Origin of the sequence: Dolichospermum sp. UHCC 0315A, assembly GCF_008121535.1 — a bacterium.
GTDB lineage: Bacteria > Cyanobacteriota > Cyanobacteriia > Cyanobacteriales > Nostocaceae > Dolichospermum > Dolichospermum lemmermannii.
In genome coordinates this window covers 4,028,327-4,051,194 of the sequence record NZ_CP043056.1, presented here as the reverse complement: position 1 = coordinate 4,051,194, position 22,868 = coordinate 4,028,327, and the positions used below count along the sequence as shown (strand labels likewise).

Annotated in this window: 22 protein-coding genes; 8 read left to right on the top strand and 14 right to left on the bottom strand. The window is 39.4% G+C overall.

The window, feature by feature from the left end; genetic code table 11:
• The first annotated feature begins 36 nt into the window (after window positions 1–36).
• Window positions 37–168 carry a hypothetical protein gene (locus BMF77_RS28755; RefSeq protein WP_256370318.1) on the top strand — a complete coding sequence of 44 codons (132 nt, stop codon included), beginning with the start codon at window positions 37–39 and terminating at the stop codon, window positions 166–168.
• A gap of 9 nt (window positions 169–177) precedes the next feature.
• Here BMF77_RS28755 and BMF77_RS19440 read toward each other — a convergent pair whose 3' ends face one another.
• The 8 genes from BMF77_RS19440 to BMF77_RS19405 form a co-directional block, all read right to left on the bottom strand.
• A complete protein-coding gene (locus BMF77_RS19440) occupies window positions 178–414 on the bottom strand; it encodes a hypothetical protein (protein WP_148765099.1) in 237 nt (78 codons plus the stop codon).
• Window positions 415–615: 201 nt separating this feature from the next.
• On the bottom strand, window positions 616–1,257 hold the full coding sequence (locus BMF77_RS19435) for a hypothetical protein (RefSeq protein ID WP_148765097.1): 642 nt from the start codon (window positions 1,255–1,257) through the stop codon (window positions 616–618).
• Window positions 1,241–1,540, bottom strand: coding sequence for a hypothetical protein (locus tag BMF77_RS19430; protein ID WP_148765095.1), 300 nt, complete (start codon window positions 1,538–1,540; stop codon window positions 1,241–1,243). The genes BMF77_RS19435 and BMF77_RS19430 overlap by 17 nt, the downstream gene beginning before the upstream one ends.
• Before the next feature lie 170 nt (window positions 1,541–1,710).
• Window positions 1,711–2,148: a YidH family protein gene (locus BMF77_RS19425; RefSeq protein ID WP_148765093.1), complete on the bottom strand. Its 438-nt coding sequence runs from the start codon at window positions 2,146–2,148 to the stop codon at window positions 1,711–1,713.
• A 42-nt stretch (window positions 2,149–2,190) separates the two neighbouring features.
• Window positions 2,191–2,532, bottom strand: a complete 342-nt coding sequence (locus tag BMF77_RS19420; RefSeq protein WP_015080033.1) for a DUF1622 domain-containing protein — start codon at window positions 2,530–2,532, stop codon at window positions 2,191–2,193.
• 167 nt (window positions 2,533–2,699) lie between these two features.
• Window positions 2,700–3,554 (bottom strand): bile acid:sodium symporter family protein, encoded by an 855-nt coding sequence (locus BMF77_RS19415; RefSeq protein ID WP_148765091.1) that lies wholly within the window; start codon window positions 3,552–3,554, stop codon window positions 2,700–2,702.
• Window positions 3,555–3,795: 241 nt separating this feature from the next.
• Window positions 3,796–5,688: a GTPase family protein gene (locus tag BMF77_RS19410; protein WP_148765089.1), complete on the bottom strand. Its 1,893-nt coding sequence runs from the start codon at window positions 5,686–5,688 to the stop codon at window positions 3,796–3,798.
• A 193-nt stretch (window positions 5,689–5,881) separates the two neighbouring features.
• Window positions 5,882–7,105 (bottom strand): type II secretion system F family protein, encoded by a 1,224-nt coding sequence (locus tag BMF77_RS19405; protein WP_148765087.1) that lies wholly within the window; start codon window positions 7,103–7,105, stop codon window positions 5,882–5,884.
• Window positions 7,106–7,136: 31 nt separating this feature from the next.
• Between BMF77_RS19405 and BMF77_RS26875 the strand changes: the two genes are divergently transcribed.
• A complete protein-coding gene (locus tag BMF77_RS26875; RefSeq protein ID WP_168204467.1) occupies window positions 7,137–7,286 on the top strand; it encodes a hypothetical protein in 150 nt (49 codons plus the stop codon).
• Here BMF77_RS26875 and BMF77_RS19400 read toward each other — a convergent pair.
• Together BMF77_RS19400 and BMF77_RS19395 are read right to left on the bottom strand one after the other, a co-directional pair.
• On the bottom strand, window positions 7,278–8,378 hold the full coding sequence (locus BMF77_RS19400; protein ID WP_148765085.1) for a type IV pilus twitching motility protein PilT: 1,101 nt from the start codon (window positions 8,376–8,378) through the stop codon (window positions 7,278–7,280). The two genes, BMF77_RS26875 and BMF77_RS19400, sit on opposite strands and share 9 nt — an antisense overlap.
• Before the next feature lie 64 nt (window positions 8,379–8,442).
• Window positions 8,443–10,443: a GspE/PulE family protein gene (locus BMF77_RS19395; protein WP_148765083.1), complete on the bottom strand. Its 2,001-nt coding sequence runs from the start codon at window positions 10,441–10,443 to the stop codon at window positions 8,443–8,445.
• 573 nt (window positions 10,444–11,016) lie between these two features.
• On the opposite strand from BMF77_RS19395, the gene grpE reads away from it, so the two are divergent.
• On the top strand, window positions 11,017–11,691 hold the full coding sequence (gene grpE, locus BMF77_RS19390; RefSeq protein WP_148765081.1) for a nucleotide exchange factor GrpE: 675 nt from the start codon (window positions 11,017–11,019) through the stop codon (window positions 11,689–11,691).
• 171 nt (window positions 11,692–11,862) lie between these two features.
• On the opposite strand, the gene BMF77_RS29065 is transcribed toward grpE, so the two are convergent.
• Window positions 11,863–12,030, bottom strand: a complete 168-nt coding sequence (locus BMF77_RS29065; RefSeq protein WP_371735126.1) for a hypothetical protein — start codon at window positions 12,028–12,030, stop codon at window positions 11,863–11,865.
• 275 nt (window positions 12,031–12,305) lie between these two features.
• Between BMF77_RS29065 and dnaK the strand changes: the two genes are divergently transcribed.
• The 4 genes from dnaK to rsgA all read left to right on the top strand — a co-directional run bounded on the left by dnaK (window position 12,306) and on the right by rsgA (window position 17,261).
• The gene (gene dnaK / locus BMF77_RS19375) at window positions 12,306–14,165 is read left to right on the top strand and encodes a molecular chaperone DnaK (RefSeq protein ID WP_148765079.1); all 1,860 of its coding nucleotides are present in this window, start codon (window positions 12,306–12,308) and stop codon (window positions 14,163–14,165) included.
• Window positions 14,166–14,713: 548 nt separating this feature from the next.
• Entirely contained in the window at window positions 14,714–15,853 is a 1,140-nt protein-coding gene (dnaJ, locus tag BMF77_RS19370) for a molecular chaperone DnaJ (protein WP_148765077.1), read from the top strand.
• Entirely contained in the window at window positions 15,850–16,107 is a 258-nt protein-coding gene (locus BMF77_RS19365) for a sulfurtransferase TusA family protein (RefSeq protein WP_148765075.1), read from the top strand. Before dnaJ ends, BMF77_RS19365 begins: the two co-directional genes overlap by 4 nt.
• Window positions 16,104–17,261 (top strand): small ribosomal subunit biogenesis GTPase RsgA, encoded by a 1,158-nt coding sequence (rsgA, locus tag BMF77_RS19360; protein WP_148765073.1) that lies wholly within the window; start codon window positions 16,104–16,106, stop codon window positions 17,259–17,261. Before BMF77_RS19365 ends, rsgA begins: the two co-directional genes overlap by 4 nt.
• Window positions 17,262–17,526: 265 nt before the next feature.
• Here the strand turns inward: rsgA and BMF77_RS19355 are convergent, their stop codons facing one another.
• Complete coding sequence (locus tag BMF77_RS19355) at window positions 17,527–19,299, bottom strand: bifunctional serine/threonine-protein kinase/formylglycine-generating enzyme family protein (protein WP_148765071.1); 1,773 nt, start codon at window positions 19,297–19,299, stop codon at window positions 17,527–17,529.
• A 431-nt stretch (window positions 19,300–19,730) separates the two neighbouring features.
• Between BMF77_RS19355 and BMF77_RS19350 the strand changes: the two genes are divergently transcribed.
• Window positions 19,731–21,323 carry a glycoside hydrolase family 57 protein gene (locus BMF77_RS19350; RefSeq protein WP_148765069.1) on the top strand — a complete coding sequence of 531 codons (1,593 nt, stop codon included), beginning with the start codon at window positions 19,731–19,733 and terminating at the stop codon, window positions 21,321–21,323.
• Between the two features lie 116 nt (window positions 21,324–21,439).
• On the opposite strand, the gene BMF77_RS19345 is transcribed toward BMF77_RS19350, so the two are convergent.
• The gene (locus BMF77_RS19345) at window positions 21,440–21,667 is read right to left on the bottom strand and encodes a photosystem II protein, Psb35-related (RefSeq protein ID WP_015081014.1); all 228 of its coding nucleotides are present in this window, start codon (window positions 21,665–21,667) and stop codon (window positions 21,440–21,442) included.
• Between the two features lie 260 nt (window positions 21,668–21,927).
• Window positions 21,928–22,866: a heme o synthase gene (locus BMF77_RS19340; protein WP_148765067.1), complete on the bottom strand. Its 939-nt coding sequence runs from the start codon at window positions 22,864–22,866 to the stop codon at window positions 21,928–21,930.
• Window positions 22,867–22,868: the final 2 nt, after the last annotated feature.

Below are 22,868 nucleotides of genomic sequence, written 5' to 3'. Positions count from 1 at the left end.
AATTTGAGACGATATCCTAGACCGTGCATGGTTTCAATGTGTTATGTGGCTGCGGTTTCTTTGGGAGGAATTGCTACAAAGGAAATTAATACTATCCTTTATCAAGCTATGATGCAAGAATCAGATCGGGTAGTTAAAGAACGGATTCAGATGATTTTTAATGTGTAAATATTCTAACTACTCATTTGTTGAATCAGTTATCTCTTTAATAAGATAATTATTCTGAACGCACTCAGCCAGTAACTCAGCAACTAAAAGGTCATCAGCATCATGAAAAATACCACAATGAGGCAAATTTTCTTCTTGATAGGATATTTCTAATGATATTTCTGCAAAAATATATTCTTTAGATTGTTGTATATTAATAACAGCAAATGAACCATTAGGTTTGAGATTGAAACCTTTTTTTGTCATAAATGTTATGACTTCAATAACATTTTTTATTTCCGTTTATTTTTGAAAAAATTCAAGTAAATAGACAGACAAATACTTTTCCTTACGTTCTATTCGTTTTTCAAAAGCAGAACTCTGTACTATTCCATTTTCTAAGTACGAAGGTTTGCAATAACGCGTAACATTACCAGTTTCGATCTCTGTCATTTTTATATTTTTTGTTTATATTTGTTGGTGTATTTTTATATTTAAATCATTAAGATAATCAATTAGATCCATAGCATTCATCGAACCATTCAAAATAATTCGTTTACTTGTATGCGAACTTGGCTTAAAGATAACATAGTCTAAAAAGTAATCTTTTTGAAATCGTACAGTTATCGAATTGTTCCTATTTCTTTGCCATTTTACATAAAAAAGACCACTTTCACTTACTGTGATACTGCTAGGCTTAGAAATATTTCCAATTGTTCCAACAAATAAAAACATTGACTTTAGCGATTCTAAGGAAACATCATAGTCTTCTTCTGAATCACATAATTCTTTTAATTCACTAATTCGTTTAAAAAGATAATCATCCTTCAATTTAATAACATCAATACCATATTTTAGAATCTCTTCAAAGGTTGATAATTTATCTATTTGATCTATTTTAATTGATTTACTTTTTGGTTTTTCTAGATTGTCTGGTTTATGTTCTTCAATTCTGTTTGTTAAGTTTTTGGTTGTCAGTAAAATTTTGTTTTCATTGAATGTACGAAATCCCAAAGGAGATTTTTTTTCTATAAAAAACTTTGGTTCTTCTACAAAAAGAGAGGGACTACGGTACTCTTGATACTTTGGATTACTAGAGGTTAGTTTCATCTTCCTCCTCCATTAATTTTTCGATTTCATCTGAAGTTGGTATCTTTTGATTTGTCTTATCTTCAAATCCTCTCAGAGCTTCATCTAAAGAGCTTACAAGTGATTTTGCTGTAATGTGAGAAGCATTGAGTACCGCTTCTGCTTTTCCATTGCGTTTTAATAAGATTAAAATATCATTTTTAGATACTCCAATACCAAACGCGTTGAAATAAATACTGTTTAATTCACCAGATTCAATAATCTCTATCATGCTTTGTTCTTGATTGTTTTCTTCTGAATCCATGATCTTACCTCTTAGTGCTATCGTCTATCTTGTGGGTTGAGTAGAGAGAATGAAACCCAACAATCACCAATCGTTTAATTAATTATGGCATAAACACACTCAACTATCAACCTTATCCAACGCCTTCAACTCCTGCTTTAGTAACGTAAGTTGCTATATATCTTAAATCTTTAAAAATTCATTGCCCGAATTATCACACCAAGAAAACTAACTAAGCCAATTACAAGTAAAGCCACTCCGATAATTTCCGCACTGTGAGAGGTTTCGTAGGTATAGCGATTATTTTGAATTTGTTTAAGTAACTTACGGTGTTCTCTTAACCCTAAAACCATTCCCAACATTCCCGTCACAATAAAAGATAGTCCCACAATCACCGAAAATCTGACTGGGTTAAGGTGATGACTCAGACGAGTATTTTCAATTGCTCTAACAATGGTGGGAATCCCAAAACCAAAACCAATTAAGGAAAGACAGGTGCGTATCCACGCCATTAATGTGCGATCTGCTGCTGCTCGACTGCGGTATTTAGCTAGTTCTGTTCGATCTGCCGCTAAATCGTTGGTAGACAATTGTTCAGGTGTTTCTGATTTGATAAGTGGCTGATTCATTGTGGTAAGATGTGCCTGTAAATTACCTCTGAATAATTACTTTTATTGTTGTTTATTGAGTTCTTGATTCAGAAAATAATTGAGGAAAGTTCTAATTAAGGCAACAATTCCTAGTTTTCCTAGAGACTCAAATGTTGAATGATAGGTTGTGGAAAGAATATCTGCTCCTAATTGAAATTCTAATGCCAGCACTAGCCAAATGCCAAAGTTGAGCCGGATTTGCAGAAATCGGTTTTGACTATGATGATGATTTAGAGAAATCGCTATTTTTCCGCTTTTTAATACACCCAATAAAATACAAAAAACAGAAATTAATTCTAGTAAGAATTTGAGCAAAGTCACAACAAATGATAACCCGCTCTCTAGCTGTTCAAATAATGCCATAATTTAGCTTTTTTCACGCTCCAGGCATAGAGATTAATTACAATAGCCTTAGTGAATCAAAGTATTAAATTGGAAAATATCAAATCTCAAACTTTGCGTCTTTGCTCCTTTGTCTCTTTGCGCGAAACATAATTTATACCGCCATTATGTAACGGAAAAAACCGCATTTAGTTAGGTTGTTGCTCTAATTTGCGTTTATTCCAAATTGAGTAAAAACTACCTAGAAATGCTCCTAAAATTACATAAGCTATGAGTGTGGGAATTACCTTTTGTTCTACGTTATTCAAAATAGCGATAAACAAGGCTAAACCAACATTACGAGCAATACAGGAAATTGCTAAAATCGGTCGTGTATCATCATTGTTACCCCCTAAACTGTGTCCTATTATTAGAGAGGCGATTACCATAATTGTAATAACAACCATTGGTAATCCCCAAACTTTTAAAAATAGAGGAATCCCTAAAATACCAGCTAAAACAACCAGTACGAAAAAAAGACTATTAGCAATAAAATTTAAGGGTTGGGCGATATTTTCGGCAAATTGAGGCACAAACTTTTGCAGCAACAGACCGATACTGACAGGCAATAACTGTACCATGATCACTTGTCGGGTAACTTCTAAAATTGTCACTTTTTCTGAAATATTCTCAAATAGGGTGACAAAAATTTCCAAGGTAATAGGAGTAACGCAGACTGCAAGTATAGCGAGAGTTAACTGAAAACTCGCTGAGTAGGAAAATCTACATCCAGCCATTTGCGCTCGTTTTGTGGTCAGAGGCGCACCTGGAGAAGCCGCTAACAAGGCTAATCCTGTCATTACTTCTGGGGGTAAGTTAAACAGTTTTAGCAGGACAATAACCACTAGAGGAACTAGCACCACAACGGCTAAAAGCGCACGGAATAGTAAAGCAGGTTTTCGCCATAGGGAAAGCATTTCTTCAAAACAGAGATTGCTTCCTATGGCTAACATCAAAGAAAAAATCGTGATTTTAACGAAAATCAACAGTAAAGGATGGTGCATAGCTGGAAATTAAACCTCTTTCCTCTGCGTCCTCTGTGCCTCTGTGGTTCGATAAATTACTTCTTAAACCGCAGAGGAAAAAAAGATATTTTTCGGATCACTTGTTAACTACTATTGAACAAATAATATCTCTTAACCCAACTTTGTATTACTATCCCTGGTCATAGATATCTCCGAAATATTTATTGTGATAATTTCTACTCAAGCGGATAAAAGAATTACATAAAAAATCTCTAATTTTTCACTGTTGAAGATAATAATTAAATCTGGTTCGCAATTGTTCTATTGTTAAATCTTGCGTCCAATATTCTATTAAAGCATGACCAAAAGCCCAAGCATTACGACCTGGTGTAGATGGGTTTTCTAACAACAATGGCCACAGGGATAATAAATCAAAGTTGCGGGTTTTGGAATTGTCTATATTTAATAGGGGAAAAAGTTCATAAGCCATTTGTAATTTACCAATCACTATGGGTAATTGTTCAATGGGAATTTGTTCTGCGAGTAAATAAGCCAGAGTAGGAGAACCTGTTGATAATGTGGAAATAAATTGCAAAACGGGACTTTTTAGTAATGCAGCAATTCCTTGGGTAGTTGTCATCTGAAATGTGTAATGCTCAATAATTGTAGCGGCTGTTGTGGTGCGAGTTTCTAAATTCCGTAAAAAGCGAGTTAACCGTAATTGTTTAGCCGGATCTATTGCTGCTAATAATCCTGAAGATAAGGCTTCTATATTCCAATCATTGCGATTATTTTTTGGATCATTTGTAACGACTGGTAAAACTAAATTAGCGAAATTTTCTAATAGTTGTTGGCGGTATTTTGTGGCTTCTCGAATAGAAATTTCTTTTGGTTTTTCTCCTTTTTCCCAATCATAAGGAGGTTGCCATTCACGGATAGGACGTAAACGATCTACTTGAGTTAAAATGGTAATAATCGGTAAATCTGCCACTTCTAATTTTACATCTTGGAGAAAATCTATATCCATTTGTAAAGCTGGATCTAGTGCTGGAGTAACTAATAATAGTAAATCAGCATTAATAGCATAATCAATCACTAAATCTCGCAAATCTTCCCGTTTTACCTGTTCATAACCGGGAGTATCCCAAAGGCTGAGAGTTTCCCCATTTTCTGTTTCCCAATGATAATTTTGAATTTTATCTGTACTGGGTAAAACATCAACCGCAGCTAATTCATTTTGAAAAAGAGTATTAATTAAACTACTTTTACCTGCACCTGTGCGCCCAATAATGAGAATATTTACGGGTTTTTGGGCAACGATTTCCGGGGGTTCAGCTTGGGTGAGAATGTCCCGCAGGGTTTGGGTTTTAACTTGGGGTAGGGTGGGAATAGGTAATTCAATTTTAGTTCCTGCATAGAGAGCGATAGCTTGTTTGCATAAATTCCGCAAAGCTGCTTCTCTTAATAGTTGACTCAAGTTTATTAATAATTCCTGAGAAGCGCGATTTCCCACACCTTCAATAGCTTTTTTTGCCACCGCAGTAAGAGGATTTAATACCCATTGCGCCCAATTCCAAACTTTCCATAATTTACGGGCAGATGGTTCTAATTTACGATAAACTTCATAGGTTTGATAAGCTTGTCCAACGGTAACTTGATTGAGAACAGGAGATAATTTTTGCATCCATTGATCCATATCATCTACTGTTCCGCGAATTAAACCGTAAACTTGAGGAATGTAAATATTTAAAAGCGGATATTTAACTTGAGGATTATAAATATGAGAAATTGCTACTACTAAATCTTGACATCTTCGCCAAAAAGTTTGCCAATCTTCCCAAATAGGTAAATCATTTGCGGCTGCGGTGAGAATATTTTGTAATGCTGTTTCTACTGCTTTAGTCCTATCTGTTTCGATGACTAAATTATTCTCTGTGGTAGTTTCTAATTCTTCTCGAACTTCTGCAAAAACAGCTTCAATTTGATTTATTGCCGGTTTAGTCCAGCGTACCAGCAACCACCGCCAACCGACAAATACAAATGTAAATACAGCCCAAATCCAACTTAATCCCCAAGCGTGAATTTGCGTTCCTGCGGAAATGAGAAGGAAGGAGATAATTACCGCAATTGGTGAAACTAAGATTATCCATTGCCAGAGTTTTAAACGGATCATTGTTTGATAACTTTTTGGGTTGTGGATGTTGGATTAGTGATTTACTACTTATTTTACCAGGGAAATTTACCAGAAAAATAACACTCACGGTGGGTGTTGATATCATCAGATGACAAATACGCAAGATAAAGTATGAAGAATGAAGGATTAAATTGATTTTTTTAGTCTTCATTCTCCATCTTTCAACCTTTCCTTAACCGAGCTTTTCATATACTTTGAACATCGGCAAATACATAGCCAGCAAAATTGTCCCCACCATTCCCCCCAGCACCACAATCATTACTGGTTCTAAAATACTGGTGAGTGATTTAACTGCCTGTTCTACTTCATCTTCATAAAAATCGGCGACTTTCATCAACATTGCATCTAGTTGTCCCGTTTCTTCACCAATACTCATCATCTGAATTGCCATAGCTGGAAAAACGTTTTCTGTGAGCAAAGCAACACTAATCATCCCCCCTTGTTGAACCTCTTCACGGGCAGCGTCAATGGCATTAGCAATAACCTGGTTTCCTGATGTATCTCGCACAATTTCTAAACAAGTTAAAATCGGGACTCCAGAGCGAGTCAATGAACCAAAAGTCCGACTAAAACGGGCAATAGCAGATTTTTGAATCAAATCACCAAATAAAGGTAGCTTTAGGGCAATACTATCAATCTGTAACCTACCAACAGGGGTTTTGTAATACTGCTTATAAAGAAACGATAATACAAATAAAATCCCAATAACCAACAAAGACCAATAGCTTCGTAAGACTTTACTACAGGTCATTAAGAATAATGTAAGTGGTGGTAATTCTGCTCCTATGGATACAAAAATATCTGCGAAAATTGGAATCAGAAAAACTGTCATGCCCACAAAGATAGCAGTTGCTAAAAAACCCACAACCACTGGATAAGACATAGCTGATTTAATTTGATTCTGTAATCGTGCCATATCTTCTAATAATTTAGCTAGACGATTTAAGACTTCATCCAACACACCCCCAACTTCGCCAGCTTGTACCATACTCACATACAAACCATCAAAACACTCAGGATGTTTACGCATGGAATCTGAGAGGTTAATTCCAGTCTGAACATCGCCACAAATTTCTACTAAAGCAGCTTTAAGTTTAGGATTACTACATTGCTCAGAAAGTACAGTCAAGCCTCTGACTATGGCTACACCCGCATTTACTAAAGCAGCAAATTGACGGGAAAAAATTGCTTTATCCTTAACAGAAACCTTGACAAAGGAATTCTTAATCTTTTGGATATCGAACCGAGAAGCCAAGCTTTGAGATTCTTTTAAATCTTGAATAATAAAACCTTGATTTATAATATTATTGCGAGCATCAGTCAAGGAATCAGCGGTAAATTTTTCGGTTCTGGATTTTCCTTGAGAATCACGAATACGAGTAACGTAGGTAGGCATAATATTTATTTAAAATTTTAGAATTGGTCAGTTGTTAGTAGGGGCGAAGCATTTGGAAGATAAATTATCGGTCATTGCCAAAAATAGTTCTCCAAATGCTTCGCCCGTACAGTTGTCAGTTGTCATTGGAATAATTCTTTTACCCTGCTCCCTGCTCCCTGCCCCCTGCCTGTTAACGTAATTTAGCTCCTGCTGGGGCTGTTGCACCAATTAGACGCTGGACTTCATCTGGTTTAGAAGTTTTAGATATTGCTGCTTCAAAAGAAATAGTTCCAGCTTTGTACAAATCAGCTAAAACTTTTTCTAGAGTTTGCATTCCCAATTTACCACCCGTCTGAATAGCTGAGTAAATTTGTGCTGTTTTTCCTTCCCGAATTAAGTTAGAAATAGCGGGAGTGATAATCATAATTTCTTGAGCCATTACTCGCCCATATTCACCTGACTTGACATTTTTCTTAGGTACTAAAGTCTGACTAAAAACTGCGACTAAGGAGTTAGACAACTGCACCCGCACCTGAGTTTGTTTTTCTGAGGGAAAAACGTCAATAATCCGGTCAACGGTTTGTGCGGCAGAACTTGTATGTAGTGTACCAAATACCAAGTGACCTGTTTCTGCGGCGGAAATCGCCAACGCAATGGTTTCCAAGTCCCGCATTTCTCCTACCAGAATAATATCGGGATCTTCTCGTAAAGCTGCTTTTAAAGCATTAGCAAAACTCTTCGTATCTTCTCCTAATTGGCGTTGGTGAACTAGACTTTTGATTGGTTCATAAACAAATTCCACAGGGTCTTCAACTGTTAAAATATGTTCTGCCCTAGTGCGGTTAATTAAGTCAATCATTGCCGCTAGGGTAGTAGTCTTACCAGAACCAGTTGGACCTGTGACGAGAATTAGTCCTCTAGGTTTTTCCGTCATTTCCCGGACTATATCTGGCAAACCTAATTTTTCAAAGTTAGGAATTTTAGAACTTAATGCTCGTAAACAAGCAGCATAAGCACCACGTTCTTTATAGACATTCACCCGGAACCTAGCTAATCCCTTGACACCGTAAGAACAATCTAATTCCCATGTTTGCTCTAAAGTTTTGCGCTGAGTGTTATTGAGCATACTGAAAATTAGCCTTTGACATTCATCAGCCGTCAATATGTTTTCACCAATAGGTGTCAGACGTCCACTAATCCGAAAATAGGGAGGCAATCCAGCGGATAGGTGCAAGTCTGACCCACCTCTAGTAATTAGTTCTTCCATCAAGTCTTCAATCATCATTTCCATAGTCTGATTTCGTTCCCATTAATTAACAATAAAAAACTTAAAACTCTCAATTCAAAATGTGCGGCTAATCTGTAAAGCAAGGTGTCATACAGTAAGGACAATCTAACCATTCTGGTTGTAATTCCCCACTACAAGTCAGACAAGTCAGACCACTTTTGCGTTTAGCTTTTAATTCAGCCTCTAAACCTTTATCTGTAAGTGTTACTCGCTCTACTTCTTCTAAGGTAGTTGCTCCTTGACGAACTAAGTCCAAACTGTAAGCTAGTAAGGTTTTCATCCCCTCTTCAACAGCTACTTCTTTAATCTTTTCTGTAGGTGCTTGCTTGTTGATCAGAGTTTGTAATTCTTCAGTAATCCGCATTACTTCATAAACCCCACAACGCCCCTTGTAGCCAACACCACCACATTTTTGACAAAGATTTTTATGGCTGGCTATTTCTTCTGGTGGGATAGTATTGGCTTTGTAGAAAGTTACCTGAGCTTCTTGGGAAACGGATAGACCATAGCGAGCTAGTTCTTTAATGGTCGGAGTGTATGCTATACGACATTCAGCACAGACACGACGAACTAGACGTTGTGCTAAAACACCAATTAAAGAACTGGAAATCATGAAAGGTTCAATACCCATTTCTCCCAAGCGAGCGATCGCTCCTGGTGCATCATTAGTGTGTAAAGTAGTTAATACCAAGTGACCGGTTAATGCTGCCTCAATCGCCGTTTTCGCAGTTTCCCGATCCCGTGTTTCCCCCACCAGCAACACATCTGGATCTTGACGCAAGAAAGCCCGCAAGACCGTCGAGAAATCCAACCCCTTTTCCCGAATTACCTGTACTTGAGTAATCCCCGGTAAACTATACTCAATTGGATCTTCTACTGTACTGATATTAATCCCCGGATCATTCTTTTCCGATAGTGCCGAATACAACGAAGTAGTTTTACCCGAACCAGTTGGTCCCGTCACTAAAATCAACCCGAATGGCTTACTAAACATATCCTTAACAATATTTAAGGTTTCTGGGTCAGTAATTAACTTATCCAAACCTAATTGAGTTGCAGAGTTATCTAAAATCCGTACAACAACCTTTTCTCCATAGCGACTAGGTAGAGTATTTACCCGGAAATCCACCTTTCTTCCGGCAAATATCCGGCGAATCCGGCCATCTTGAGGTAAACGTCTTTCAGCAATGTCCAGGTTAGAAATAATTTTAAATCGGGCTGTTACCGCTGGGATAATTTTTTTCGGCATATTATCAAATGCCTCATGTAATACCCCATCCTTACGGAAACGAATCCGTAAATATTCTTCCTGCGGTTCAATGTGAATATCCGAAACACCCTCAGTTAAAGCCTTCAACAAAATCCGATTCACAAGTTTAATGATTGGTGCATGATCAGCACCCTTCATAGCATTATCTAAATCAACATCATTATCACTACTTTCATCTATGTCCAGAGTCCCTAGATTGTCTAAATCACCCTTGACATCATAATTTTTTTGCTGGTCTAATATCTTTCGGCGTGCCGCTTGTTCATTTAAAAATTTGTTAATGATGTCCTGATAATCTTTCTGGGTAATTACCCTGCGTTGAAAAGACAAGCCTTGGGAACGCAAAATCCGATTAAGATCATCAGAAGCATCTAAATTATCTGGATCAACCATAGCCACCAACACATAAGGTGGGCTTTGGTTATCATTTCTTGACAGTGGGATTAAGTGATGCCGACGACAGATATCAACAGGAATGAGGGTTTGAATTAAATTCCCCACGTTTGTTGTATCAATTTCGTAGATTTCGGGATCAAGAGACTCAAGGCCGTATAAAATTTTGAGTTCAAATAAATGTTGTTTTTTGTATTCGGTGACCAACTCAGGTGATAATTTTCGCTCAGTAATTGATTCTAATACTTCTGTCAGTGGTTTACCGGACTTGCGGCTGGCAATTACAGCCTGCTTCATTTGTTCATTATTGACATAGCCAGACGTTACTAATTTATTACCGAAAGGCGAAAACTCAGTTCTTGTAGTCAGCGCAGTGCTACGCCGTTGTGGTGATGAGTAAGTCATAAGCAATTGGGTTAGGGTAGAGAAACCTCTTTTATGAACTACCCCATCTTACTTCGTTGAAGATGGGGTTTCTACATCCCCTTAAATTTCAGTCAACAACCTTTTTACAAAAAGGCAGGAGTTAAGAGGCAGGGGGCAGGAGGTTATGAGTATCTCACAATAGAATAATAAGCTGTCGCGCACTTAAATTGTATAATTTGGAGGTGGAAACCCGCCTATAGCCCAGATTGGGTTCAAAAACTAGATGCGTGACAGCTTAGTGGTATCACTTCCTGCCAAAATATTGGTAATTTAAAAAGCAGCCCGTCGTCAGCGGGTTGTTGAAAAGGGGGATTTAAACCCAAAATTAGCTTACTAGCTGAATGCTCGTTAAATTTCTGCTGTTAAAAGCATCTGGAATGAGTAAATAATAGTAAACGAAAATAAACAGGTACACTATATAAGCCAGGAATTAGGCTAATCAACTCAAGATATAGCCAGCAGTTGCTAAAGTCACCGAACACACCTAAGTTTACCTCAAACCATTCTTCTCAGCACTTAAGTGACTGAATTTACCACATACCACATATTCTTATGAAAAGTGACTCCCCGTCCGAAATTAACTCCAACGAACCTGGATACGAGGTTAATGAGCAAGCAGCAAACCAAATAAATGAACAGGGAGATAACATACTCACTGAAGAACATGGCGATGCTACAGCCAACCCTATTGAAGTAGATATCGCTGTTTTAGCAGAGTTAAATCAACAAATTGAAACGCTCAAAACCCAACTAGAAGACCGTAGCACTCAGTATATGCGAATTGCCGCAGATTTTGAGAATTATCGCAAGCGAACTGCCAAAGAAAAAGAAGAAATTGACTTACAGGTAAAGCGAAATACAATTACAGAATTGCTACCTGTTGTAGATAATTTTGAGCGAGCGCGAGCGCACCTCAAACCCCAAGGTGATGGCGAAATGACAATTCATAAGAGTTATCAAGGGGTTTACAAACAGTTGGTGGATTGTTTAAAACGTCTAGGTGTAGCACCCATGCGCCCTGAAGGTCAAGAATTTGACCCAAATTTGCATGAAGCCGTCATGCGAGAACCGACAGATGAACATCCAGAAGGAACAGTTTTAGAAGAGTTAGTTCGCGGCTACTATTTTGGTGAGCGTGTCCTCCGTCATGCCATGGTGAAAGTAGCTGCTCCCAGAGAAGATATATCTTTAGAATCAGAAGATTTGTCTAGCCAAGATAACGGTTAACATGAACTACTCCTGGCTAACTTCGTTTGAGCCAGGGGTTTCTACATCCCCTAGCGGAGCCTGAGATTTTTGACGCTTCGCACGACCTAGTTGCTTCATACTTCCAGCATTCTTGCGTTTGCTGGTGCTTGAAGTAGAGCTAGAATCATCCACGTCTAAGAGGCTAGTACATCACGGCGGAAATAAAGCAACCATATTCAAAGCTTTGGCACTCATGTTTTTGACTTCTAATTTTTCAGTAACTACCGTGCTATTACCGCTGATTATTCGTGTAGTTTCTTGGTGAACAAAGTTCTGACGTTGGTTATTCAACCCACATTCCGCACCCCCCAGTGTCACAATCGGTAATTTCGGATTTTTGAATACATTTAATGATAATTTTGATACAAAACTGTCGAAATCTTAGGTGGCTATCGCCAATCTCAAATCCCCAAACGACCATTTTTCGTTGTGTGACAGTTTAGGGTGCGGAAGGTGGGATTCAAGTATGGCATTGCAAGAGTGTTAGGATATCGAACATGGGCTGTGTGTGGTTTTCGAGTTGTTATTTTGGAAGACTATAACTCTACTACATCAGCCCTCTCTCTTCATACTCTTTTTTTGGCAGTATTGTTATGGGAAAAGTTATTGGGATTGACTTAGGGACTACGAATAGTTGTGTAGCTGTTTTGGAATCTGGGCAACCAAAAGTAATTGCCAACTCCGAAGGTGGACGCACTACCCCTAGTATTGTAGCCTTTGGTAAAGGGAAAGATCGCCTCATCGGACAATTAGCAAAGCGACAAATTATAACTAATGCCGAAAACACAGTCTACAGTATTAAAAGATTTATCGGTCGTCGCTGGGAAGATACAGAATTAGAGCGCAGTCGCGTCCCTTATAATTGCATCAAAGGAAGAGATAATACCGTTGATGTCCAAATTCGCGGACAAAATTACACACCCCAAGAAATATCCGCTATGGTCTTGAAAAAACTCAAGCAAGACGCGGAAAATTTCTTAGGTGACGAAGTGACAAAAGCCGTAATTACCGTACCAGCATATTTTACAGATGCCCAAAGACAAGCCACAAAAGATGCAGCTACTATTGCTGGACTAGAAGTATTAAGAATTATCAACGAACCTACCGCCGCCGCCCTAGCCTTCGGTCTAGACAAACAAGATCAAGAGCAATTAATTTTAGTATTTGACTTAGGAGGAGGGACATTTGACGTATCTATTCTCCGACTAGGAGATGGAGTTTTTGAAGTTAAAGCCACCTGTGGTAATAATCATCTCGGCGGAGACGACTTTGATAATGCTATTGTTTGCTGGATGGTAGAGCGATTTCTAGCAGAAGAGAAAATAGACATTACCCAAGACAAAATGGCACTCCAACGCCTGCGAGAAGCCGCGGAAAAAGCCAAAGTTGAACTATCTAGCATGGTTATTACCTCCATTAACCTGCCATTTATCACTGCTGATGCTACTGGACCAAAGCATCTGGAAATGGAACTCAGTCGTTCTCAATTTGAAGAACTAACAGGGAGTTTAATCGAGGAGACTATCGCCCCAATGATGCAAGCCCTCAAAGATGCAGAAGTCAAACCGCAGAATATAGATAAGATTATTTCAGTAGGAGGTTCTACCCGCATTCCTGCTGTTCAAAACGCCCTGATCAAATTTTTCAATGGCAAAATCCCAGATCATTCCGTCAACCCTGATGAAGCAGTAGCACTAGGTGCAGCTATCCAAGCCGGAGTTTTGGGAGGAGAATTAAATACCCTATTACTGTTAGATGTCACACCTCTATCTTTAGGGATTGAAACACTAGGAGAAGTATTCACCAAAATTATTGACCGGAATACCACTATTCCCACTAGCAAAGCTCAAATATTTTCTACAGCCGTTGATGGTCAAACCTCCGTAGAAGTCCATGTCCTCCAAGGAGAACGCTCCATGGCCAAGGATAACAAAAGTCTAGGGCAGTTTCTCCTCAGTGGGATTCCTCCTGCTCCTCGCGGCATTCCCCAAATTGAAGTGGCTTTTGAAATTGATGTGAATGGCATTCTCAAAGTTGCGGCTCAAGATAAAGGTACAGGTAGAGAACAAAGTATTCGGATTACAAGTACAGGCGGTTTAAGTAACAACGAAATTGAGCAAATGCGGCAACAAGCTAAGTTATTTTCCGAAGAAGATCAAAGACGTAAAGAACTGGTGAAACTCAAAAACCAAGCAAATAATCTCTTGTTTACTTATGCTTCAACATTACGGGATAATGCCAATTTACTCAGTGAGCAGTTGATAGCTTTGGCTAATCAGAAAGTTGAACAATTGCAAACGGCAATGAACAATCCGAATATGTCCCCCACACAGTTTAAGACCCTTTTAGAGGATTTCCAGCAAACTATCTTTGCTATTGGTACAAATGTTTACAACCAGGTTGATAATAAAGATTTAAAATCAGAAGCTGCCACGCAAATAAATCTTACCTAAGAATATCATCCTGCTTCAAGCAACACACAAATACCTCAATTCAACATTAATTTAGATCAGGAAAATAACTCACAAGCTGATTTTAACAACATCCAACTCGCACTGCTGTGGTTGCTGTCTCAGTGCGATTCGTTACTCCTAATCTATTTAATATTTGTATAAGTTTACTGTAAAGAAATGTGTTTCTCAAGTAGTTATTTAGAGAAGCAAGGATATATTTTCTTCATCTACCAGGGAACACAGGAGCGCGTATCACAGATAGAACTAAAAGTATAGGTCGGGTTTTCCACATTTAATGGTACGGCTAGTTCCTATAATCAAGAGGTGGGTTTTTCGACATCTGAATAGCACAATAATAAAAGATTAATCATCGGTGAGAGCAAACACTAGCAAAAAAATATTGGTAAAATTAATTATTAACAAAAATTAAACTAAAGAGCATGACTTAGCGTGACCCCACGCTATTTGCATTCCTAAATTTCTGTATTCTTGTTAAAGTGTTACCTTAAACCTATTATTTGCTTCCTTCTAATTCTTAACATTGCTATATGGCTCGAGACTATTATGAAACCCTGGGTGTCTCTCGTGACGCCGACAAAGAAGAGATTAAACAGGCTTATCGCCGCCTAGCCCGAAAATATCACCCAGATGTGAATAAAGAATCTGGGGCAGAGGAACGATTCAAAGAAATTAACCGCGCCTACGAAGTGCTATCAGAGCCGGAGGTTCGCGCTCGTTACGACCGCTTTGGTGAAGCTGGTGTTTCCGGTGCGGCTGCGGCTGGCGCTGGTTTCCAAGATATGGGAGATATGGGTGGTTTTGCCGATATCTTTGAAAGTATTTTCAGCGGCTTTGCTGGTGGTCCAGGTGGACAACCCCAACAAAGACGGCGTGGTGGACCAGTGCGGGGTGATGATCTCCGGCTAGACCTGAAATTAGATTTTCGGGAAGCGGTATTTGGTGGGGAAAAGGAAATTCGCATTTCCCATTTAGAAACTTGTGAAGTTTGTAATGGTTCTGGTGCTAAATCAGGAACTCGTCCCCGGACTTGTAGCACTTGTAGCGGCTCAGGTCAAGTTAGAAGGGTAACAAGAACGCCATTTGGTAGTTTTACCCAAGTGTCAACTTGTCCCACCTGTGATGGCTCAGGAACGGTTGTAGAAGATAAATGTGATGCTTGTGATGGTAAGGGCGCAAATCAGGTTACAAAGAAACTCAAAATCAATGTTCCCGCTGGTGTAGACAATGGCACAAGACTACGGATTTCCCAAGAAGGAGATGCGGGTCAACGGAATGGTCCTCCAGGTGATTTATACGTTTACTTGTTTGTGAATGAAGATGAAGAATTTCATCGTGAAGGCATTAATATTAACTCGGAAATTAAAATTAGCTACTTACAAGCGATTTTAGGTTGCCGATTGGAGGTAAATACGGTAGATGGACCTGTGGAGTTAATTATTCCCTCTGGAACTCAACCGAATACGGTGATGAAATTGGAAAATCGTGGTGTTCCCCGTCTGGGTAATCCTGTGAGTCGCGGTGATCATCTGTTGACGGTGTTAATTGATATCCCCACGAAGATCATCCCAGAGGAACGGGAATTGCTAGAGAAACTAGCTAAAATTAAGGGAGACAGGACAGGTAAAGGTGGTTTCGACGGATTCATAGGAAACTTATTTAAGTCATGAGTGGATCTTTGATATTAACCCCTGACGCTCAACTAGATTTGCGTGGGACTCCTTGCCCGATTAATTTTGTGCGGACAAAACTATATCTGGAAAAAATGCCCCCTGGGGGTTTATTGGAAGTTTGGTTAGATCCAGGTGAACCGATAGAACAAGTTCCTGATAGTCTGACAATGGCTGGTTATCAAATAGAACAAGTGACAGATTGCGCTGGCTATTTTTCCCTAGTTATTCGCCGTCCGGTTACTGTGGCATGACAGGGGAAAATATTTCTACTAAACAGTTATTGGGTACGGTGTTAGCTGTACAGGCGAATTTTTATCGAGTACAGATGGATGAGGAGGCAGGGGAGCAGGGGAGCAGGGGAGCAGGGGAGCAGGGGAGTAGGGAGAAGATTTTTCCCAATCACCAATCACCAATCACCAATCACCAGTCACCAGTCACCAATCCCCCTATCCTCCTCTGCACAAGAAGGACGCGCTTGAAAAAGATTGGTCAGCAGGTGATGGTGGGCGATCGCGTGATTGTGGAAGAACCAGATTGGGCTGGGGGACGGGGGGCTGTGAGTGAGGTTTTACCGCGTCATAGTCTATTGAATCGGCCAGCGATCGCTAATGTCAATCAAATTCTTCTGGTTTTTGCGGTGGCTGACCCACCTTTAGAACCTATGCAATTGAGTAGATTTCTAATTAAGGCTGAGTCTACAGGGGTTGATGTGCTGTTATGTTTGAATAAATGTGATCTAGTTTCTCCAGCAGAAAAACAGCAAATTAGCGATCGCTTACTGGCTTGGGGTTATCAACCTTTATTTATTAGCGTTCAAAATAGCATTAATATTGACCAAATAGCTGAATATTTGCAGGATAAGATTACGGTGATTGCTGGACCTTCTGGTGTGGGGAAATCTAGCTTGATTAATAGTTTGATTCCCGATATCAACCTGCGCGTGGGGGAAGTTTCCGGTAAGTTAGCTCGCGGTCGCCATACCACCCGTCATGTAGAATTATTTAAAATGCCTACAGGTGGTTTATTAGCGGATACTCCTGGTTTTAATCAGCCAGATTTAGATTGTAGTCCCGAAGAATTAATTCACTATTTCCCAGAAGCCAGGGAACGCCTAGCCATTGCCCATTGTCGCTTTAGTGATTGTATCCATAAGGATGAGCCAGACTGTGCTGTGAGTGGCGACTGGGAACGATATCAGCATTATTTAGAATTTTTGGATGATGCGATCGCTCATCAAACCCATCTTAACCAACAAGCTGACCCGGAATCAAGTATGAAATTAATATCTAAAGGTAAAGGTCAGAGTCAATACGAACCAAAACTAGAAAGTAAAAAATATCGCCGAATTTCCCGTAAAACCCAACTACAGGACTTACAGGAGTTATATCGAGAAAGTGAGGATTGATACTAGATAAATTTCAGATCCCCGACTTCTTCAAAAAGTCGGGGATATTGGGATCTTGAATGAACCAAATTTCCTAACATTCAAAATCCCACCCCTTCTTTCATCCTGAAAATCCTTAAATCCTGGAAATCCTGATTCAGATAAAATAAAAAATCTGTGCTATACTGAATCCAGACACCAAAATCAGCTTTTTGTAGAAAAGTATTTTTCCGCCTAACTGCGACGGGTCAAGAAGAGAAAAAAAGGGCAAAAGTGTAAAGGGCTACTAAGCCCTCGCCGCACCACTACAAACAACCCGAAAACCAATACCGTTGTAGTCGTTGACGAGAAGGTCGTTGCCGCGATAAGCAGAACGGCAATAAACAGGATCGAAGGACCACGAACCACCGCGCAGCAGTTTTTCTCTCCACCAGATTGGACTTGTCAAAGCCCTGCCATCTGTAGGCGCGTTTATATAATTATTTTTATACTCATCTTGACACCATTCCCAGAGATTACCGTGCATATCGTACAAACCAAAAGAGTTAGGGGGAAAAGTTCCTACATCTGTGGTTTGCTGACGATATTTTCCTTTTGGTGCAGAAGCATAGGTATAATTACGATTATAATTTACCAAGTCTGGAGTAATACTTTCACCAAAATAAAATGGTGTAGTAGTTCCGGCACGACAAGCATACTCCCATTCTGCTTCACTGGGTAATCTGTATTTTTTGCCTGTTTTTTGACTTAACTTTTTACAGAACTTAACCGCATTATTCCAACTAACTCCTTCAACAGGGCGGTTATCGCCTTTGAAGTAGGAAGGGTTAGTTCCTATGATAGCTTGATATTGTACCTGTGTCAATTCATATTTTCCCATGTAGAAACTGGGAACTGTAACTTGATGTTGGGGACTTTCATCTGAACGTCGTTTTGCTTCACTTTCCGGTGAACCCATGATAAATGTTCCCCCTGGTATTTCCACCATTTCCAACGTCACACCATTTCCTAAGTCTTCTGTAAAGTATTTCGCGCTTTCCTTCCGTTGGTTGGTGATATTTCCCCGTGCGTCTGTGGTGACAACTTCAAAACTAAAGGTTTTAAGGTTATTGGAAGGTATTGGTGGTTGAGGTATTGGTGGTTGAGGTTTTGGTGATTGTAAAGCTTTTTCTATTGCTGCTATTCTTTGCAAAATCTCATGGGAGTTTTGAGGACGATCTTTATATAAACGCTGCATCATATCATCTAATAAATCTGCCAACATAGATGATATTTGTGATGCATGACTCCGCCAATTTAATCTTTCATTATAGGAATCATACATGATTGGGTCAAGTGGTTCTTTACCTGTGAGTAAATAAACAAATGTCCGTCCTAAAGCAAAAAAATCAGACTGGGGTACAGCATTATTATTAATTTGTTCCGAGGGTGTGTAACCTGCGGAAATTATTCCTGTGACACCACCTTGTTGTTTAAATACTGTAGATGTTACCTTCCTCACAGTACCAAAATCAATTAATACTAATTCGGCTTTTTCAGACCGCAACATAATATTAGATGGTTTAATATCTCGATGAAAAAAGTCTTTATTATGTACCTGTTCTAAAATAATAATTATATCTTTTAGCCATTCTATAGCTGTAGTTTGGTTAATAGGACGCAAACCACGTTTTTGCATATATTTTTCTAAATCTTCTCCCACAACTTTTTCCATTACCAAACAATGAATCGGGTTCTGACTGTTGTAGGGATAATATTCAAAATAAGCGTCCAATTCTACATTAGGAATACCGGAATGATGAAGTTGACTTAAAACATCAGCTTCTTGTTTAAATAATTCTACGGCTTTAGGGTCGTTATTAATCAAGACTTTGAGAACTTTAGCCTGATTGGTTCTGACTTCGTTAATCTCATAAGTCACACCAAAGCCACCCCGTCCTAACTGACATTGTACCCGATAACGTTGTTGTAGCAAGACTTCCGAGCCACAGGCTTGACAAAAAAGGATATTATCGGGATTTTGTGGCTTTGGGCAGTTAGAATTGATGCACAGGCTCATAATCTTGGTAGTTAGGACGTTTATTTGATATTCTACCTTGATTTACTGAAAATCAGTAATTTAGGATTTATGCACTGTCAAAATTAATCATTTTATGTATTGAGGAAAAAAGGCTGTTTCCGAATTTGATTGATGATTATATTGATCATGAACAGACAAATATGGGAAGCTTGCAAATACGCCAGGGAATGAATTCCCTGTCTCATAGCTCAAGTCCGTTAAAACGGACTAAGGGATTTCACAAGTAAGTGTAGACGCGGTTTCTAAGCGCCCGTTGAACTTCCGCGAAGCGGCGCTAGACCAAAATATTTTTCTATTAAGTATTAGCCGAGGATTCATGACCAATGATCCATATAGTCTTAAAATATTCTTAATTTCCCCACACAGACTTTTTTGTCTGTAACCTCCAAATACCACACATAAAAAATATTATGGCTATAGGCTACGTCGCGCTTGTACTTCATGCACATCTGCCCTTCGTTCGTCACCCAGGAAGTGATTATGTGCTAGAAGAAGAATGGCTGTATGAAGCGATTACTGAAACTTACATTCCTTTATTAAAAGTATTTGAAGGCTTAAAGCGAGACGGCGTTGATTTTAAACTCACCATGAGTATGACTCCGCCTTTGATTTCTATGCTTCGTGATCCTTTATTGCAAGAACGCTATGATGCTCACTTATCACAACTAGAAGAGCTTATAGAACTAGAATCTGAGCGCAATATTCATAATGGTCATCTGCGGTATTTAGCAGAACATTATGCAACTGAATTTAATCAAGCGCGGGAGTTATGGGAACGTTATCAGGGTGATTTAGTTACAGCGTTTAAACAGTTCCAAGATAGTAACAATTTAGAAATTATCACCTGTGGTGCGACTCACGGCTACTTACCATTAATGAAAATGTATCCCCAAGCTGTATGGGCGCAAATTCAGGTAGCTTGTGAACATTACGAAGAAACTTTTGGCCAAGCCCCTAGAGGCATTTGGTTGCCAGAATGTGCCTATTATGAAGGTGTGGAGCGAATGCTGGCGGATGCTGGTTTACGTTATTTCCTCACCGATGGTCATGGCATTTTATACGCTCGTCCTCGTCCGCGCTTCGGTAGTTATGCCCCGATTTTTACTGAACCCGGTGTAGCCGCTTTTGGTCGAGATCATGAATCTTCCCAGCAAGTATGGTCTTCTGAAGTGGGTTATCCTGGTGCAGCCGAATATCGGGAATTTTATAAAGATTTGGGTTGGGAAGCGGAATATGAATATATTAAGCCCTATATTATGCCCAATGGTCAGCGCAAAAATACAGGTATTAAGTATCATAAAATTACCGGACGGGGCTTAGGTCTTTCCGATAAAGCTCTTTATGATCCTTATTGGGCAAAGGAAAAAAGTGCAGAACACGCTGCTAACTTCATGTATAATCGTGAGCAGCAAACTGGGCATTTACACAATATCATGGGTCGTCCGCCAATTATTGTTTCCCCTTATGATGCGGAGTTATTTGGTCATTGGTGGTATGAGGGTCCTTGGTTTATTGATTATCTGTTCCGTAAGTCATGGTATGACCAGAAAACCTATGAAATGACCCATTTAGCCGACTATTTACGGGCTAATCCTCAGCAACAAGTATGTCGTCCTGCTCAGTCGAGTTGGGGCTTTAAGGGTTTTCATGAATATTGGTTGAATGATACTAATGCTTGGGTTTATCCACATTTGCACAAAGCTGCGGAACGGATGATTGAAATTTCCCAAATTGAAGCTGAAGATGAATTACAGGAAAAAGCACTCAATCAAGCTGCGAGAGAGTTGTTATTAGCACAATCTTCTGACTGGGCGTTTATTATGCGGACAGGAACAATGGTTCCCTATGCAGTCAGAAGAACGCGATCGCATTTAATGCGCTTTAATAAACTCTATGAAGATGTGAAAGTGGGTAAAGTTGATAGTGGTTGGTTGGAAAAAGTCGAGTCCATGGATAATATTTTCCCCAATATTAACTATCGCGTTTATCGGCCAGCATTTTAGTTCCCAGATCCCCGACTTTTTCAAAAAGTCGGGGATCTATATCTAGAAAAGCAAAACCCCCAGTCACAATGCTGGAGGTTATTTTTATACACATCTTGTCAAATTGCCAGTAAATACTATCTGGGTAAGTTGCGGCTGTTGTAAGCATCAATAGCATAGGCGGGTGTGCGTTGGGTATAGTCTATATCTACGCCAGTAATAGATTTAGCCAAAGCTGCAAATTTGTCAGAAGCCCAATTGCGTTCGTGAATGGGCTTGCTTTGTTCACCCATGAAATAAGCTAGAGAACCGATAACGGAAACTGCTACCCAAGCAACAACCAATAGAGAAATTAAAATAGCCATTCGAGAACCTCGTTTTTTACTTTCTGTAACCTTATGTAAATAAATATAACAGATTGTTAACAGAAGTTGCAAATTATTTTCTGGTGTGTATGCCCCTCAAAGAGGTGAGGTATTCCCCACTGTAATAATTTCGTAACAAAACGCACTAATACAAGAAATGATGAGAAAATTGTCTGGGTATATTTTTGTTGGGTTTTTTGTAAAAAATAATCAGATCCCCGACTTCTCAAAGAAATCGGGGATCTATGTCCTGAGCATGATTACAAATGCAGTTGAGCAAGGAAATGATGAGTAATGGGTAAACTATCCACCACCATTGCCAAACACAACAGCATCATGTAGGAAATGGAATACAAAAATAATTCCCGCGCTATGGTTTTATCTTCGGGATTTTGCAATAAGCGCCAAGACTTATGGACAAATACTCCCCCTAAAGTCAAGGCAATAACAGCATAGACAATCCCGCTGGCGTGTAAGGGATAAAACAGCAAAATAGTCGCAGTGACAGTAATCACCGTATAAAACCAAATTTGCCGGACGGTGGCTGTATTACCCGCTACCACAGGTAACATTGGTATCCCCACCTTAGCGTAATCATCACTAATCATTAAAGCCAAAGCCCAAAAATGGGGAGGTGTCCACAAAAAGACAATGGCAAAAATTAGCCACGCAGACCAGCTTAAAGTGTCTGTTACTGCTGCCCAACCGACTAAAGCGGGAATTGCCCCTGCTGCACCACCAATGACGATATTTTGAGTGGTATGGCGTTTGAGCCAGTGAGTATAGACTAAAACATAGAAAATGATGCCAGAAAAGGCTAAAAATGCTGCCAGGAGATTGGCAAAAACGGTGAGGAGGGTAAAAGAAAGTACAGCCAGAGCGATCGCAAAAATTAAAGCATCACGGGATTGGATCTTCCCGGAAGGGATGGGACGGTGGCGTGTCCGCTCCATGTCATAATCTATATCTCGATCATAGATACAGTTAATGGTTTGGGCGCTGGCTGCTGCTAAAGTTCCGCCAATCATTGTAATAATTAACAACCAGGGATCTACCTCACCCTTAGCGGCTATCCACATACTCCCAGCAGTGGTAATTAATAGTAGGGGAATAATCCGGGGTTTGGTTAGCTGGTAGTAACTTTGAACGACTTGGAGAAATGTGTCGTGTTGACGACGAGAGACATTAGTCTCAATCATGT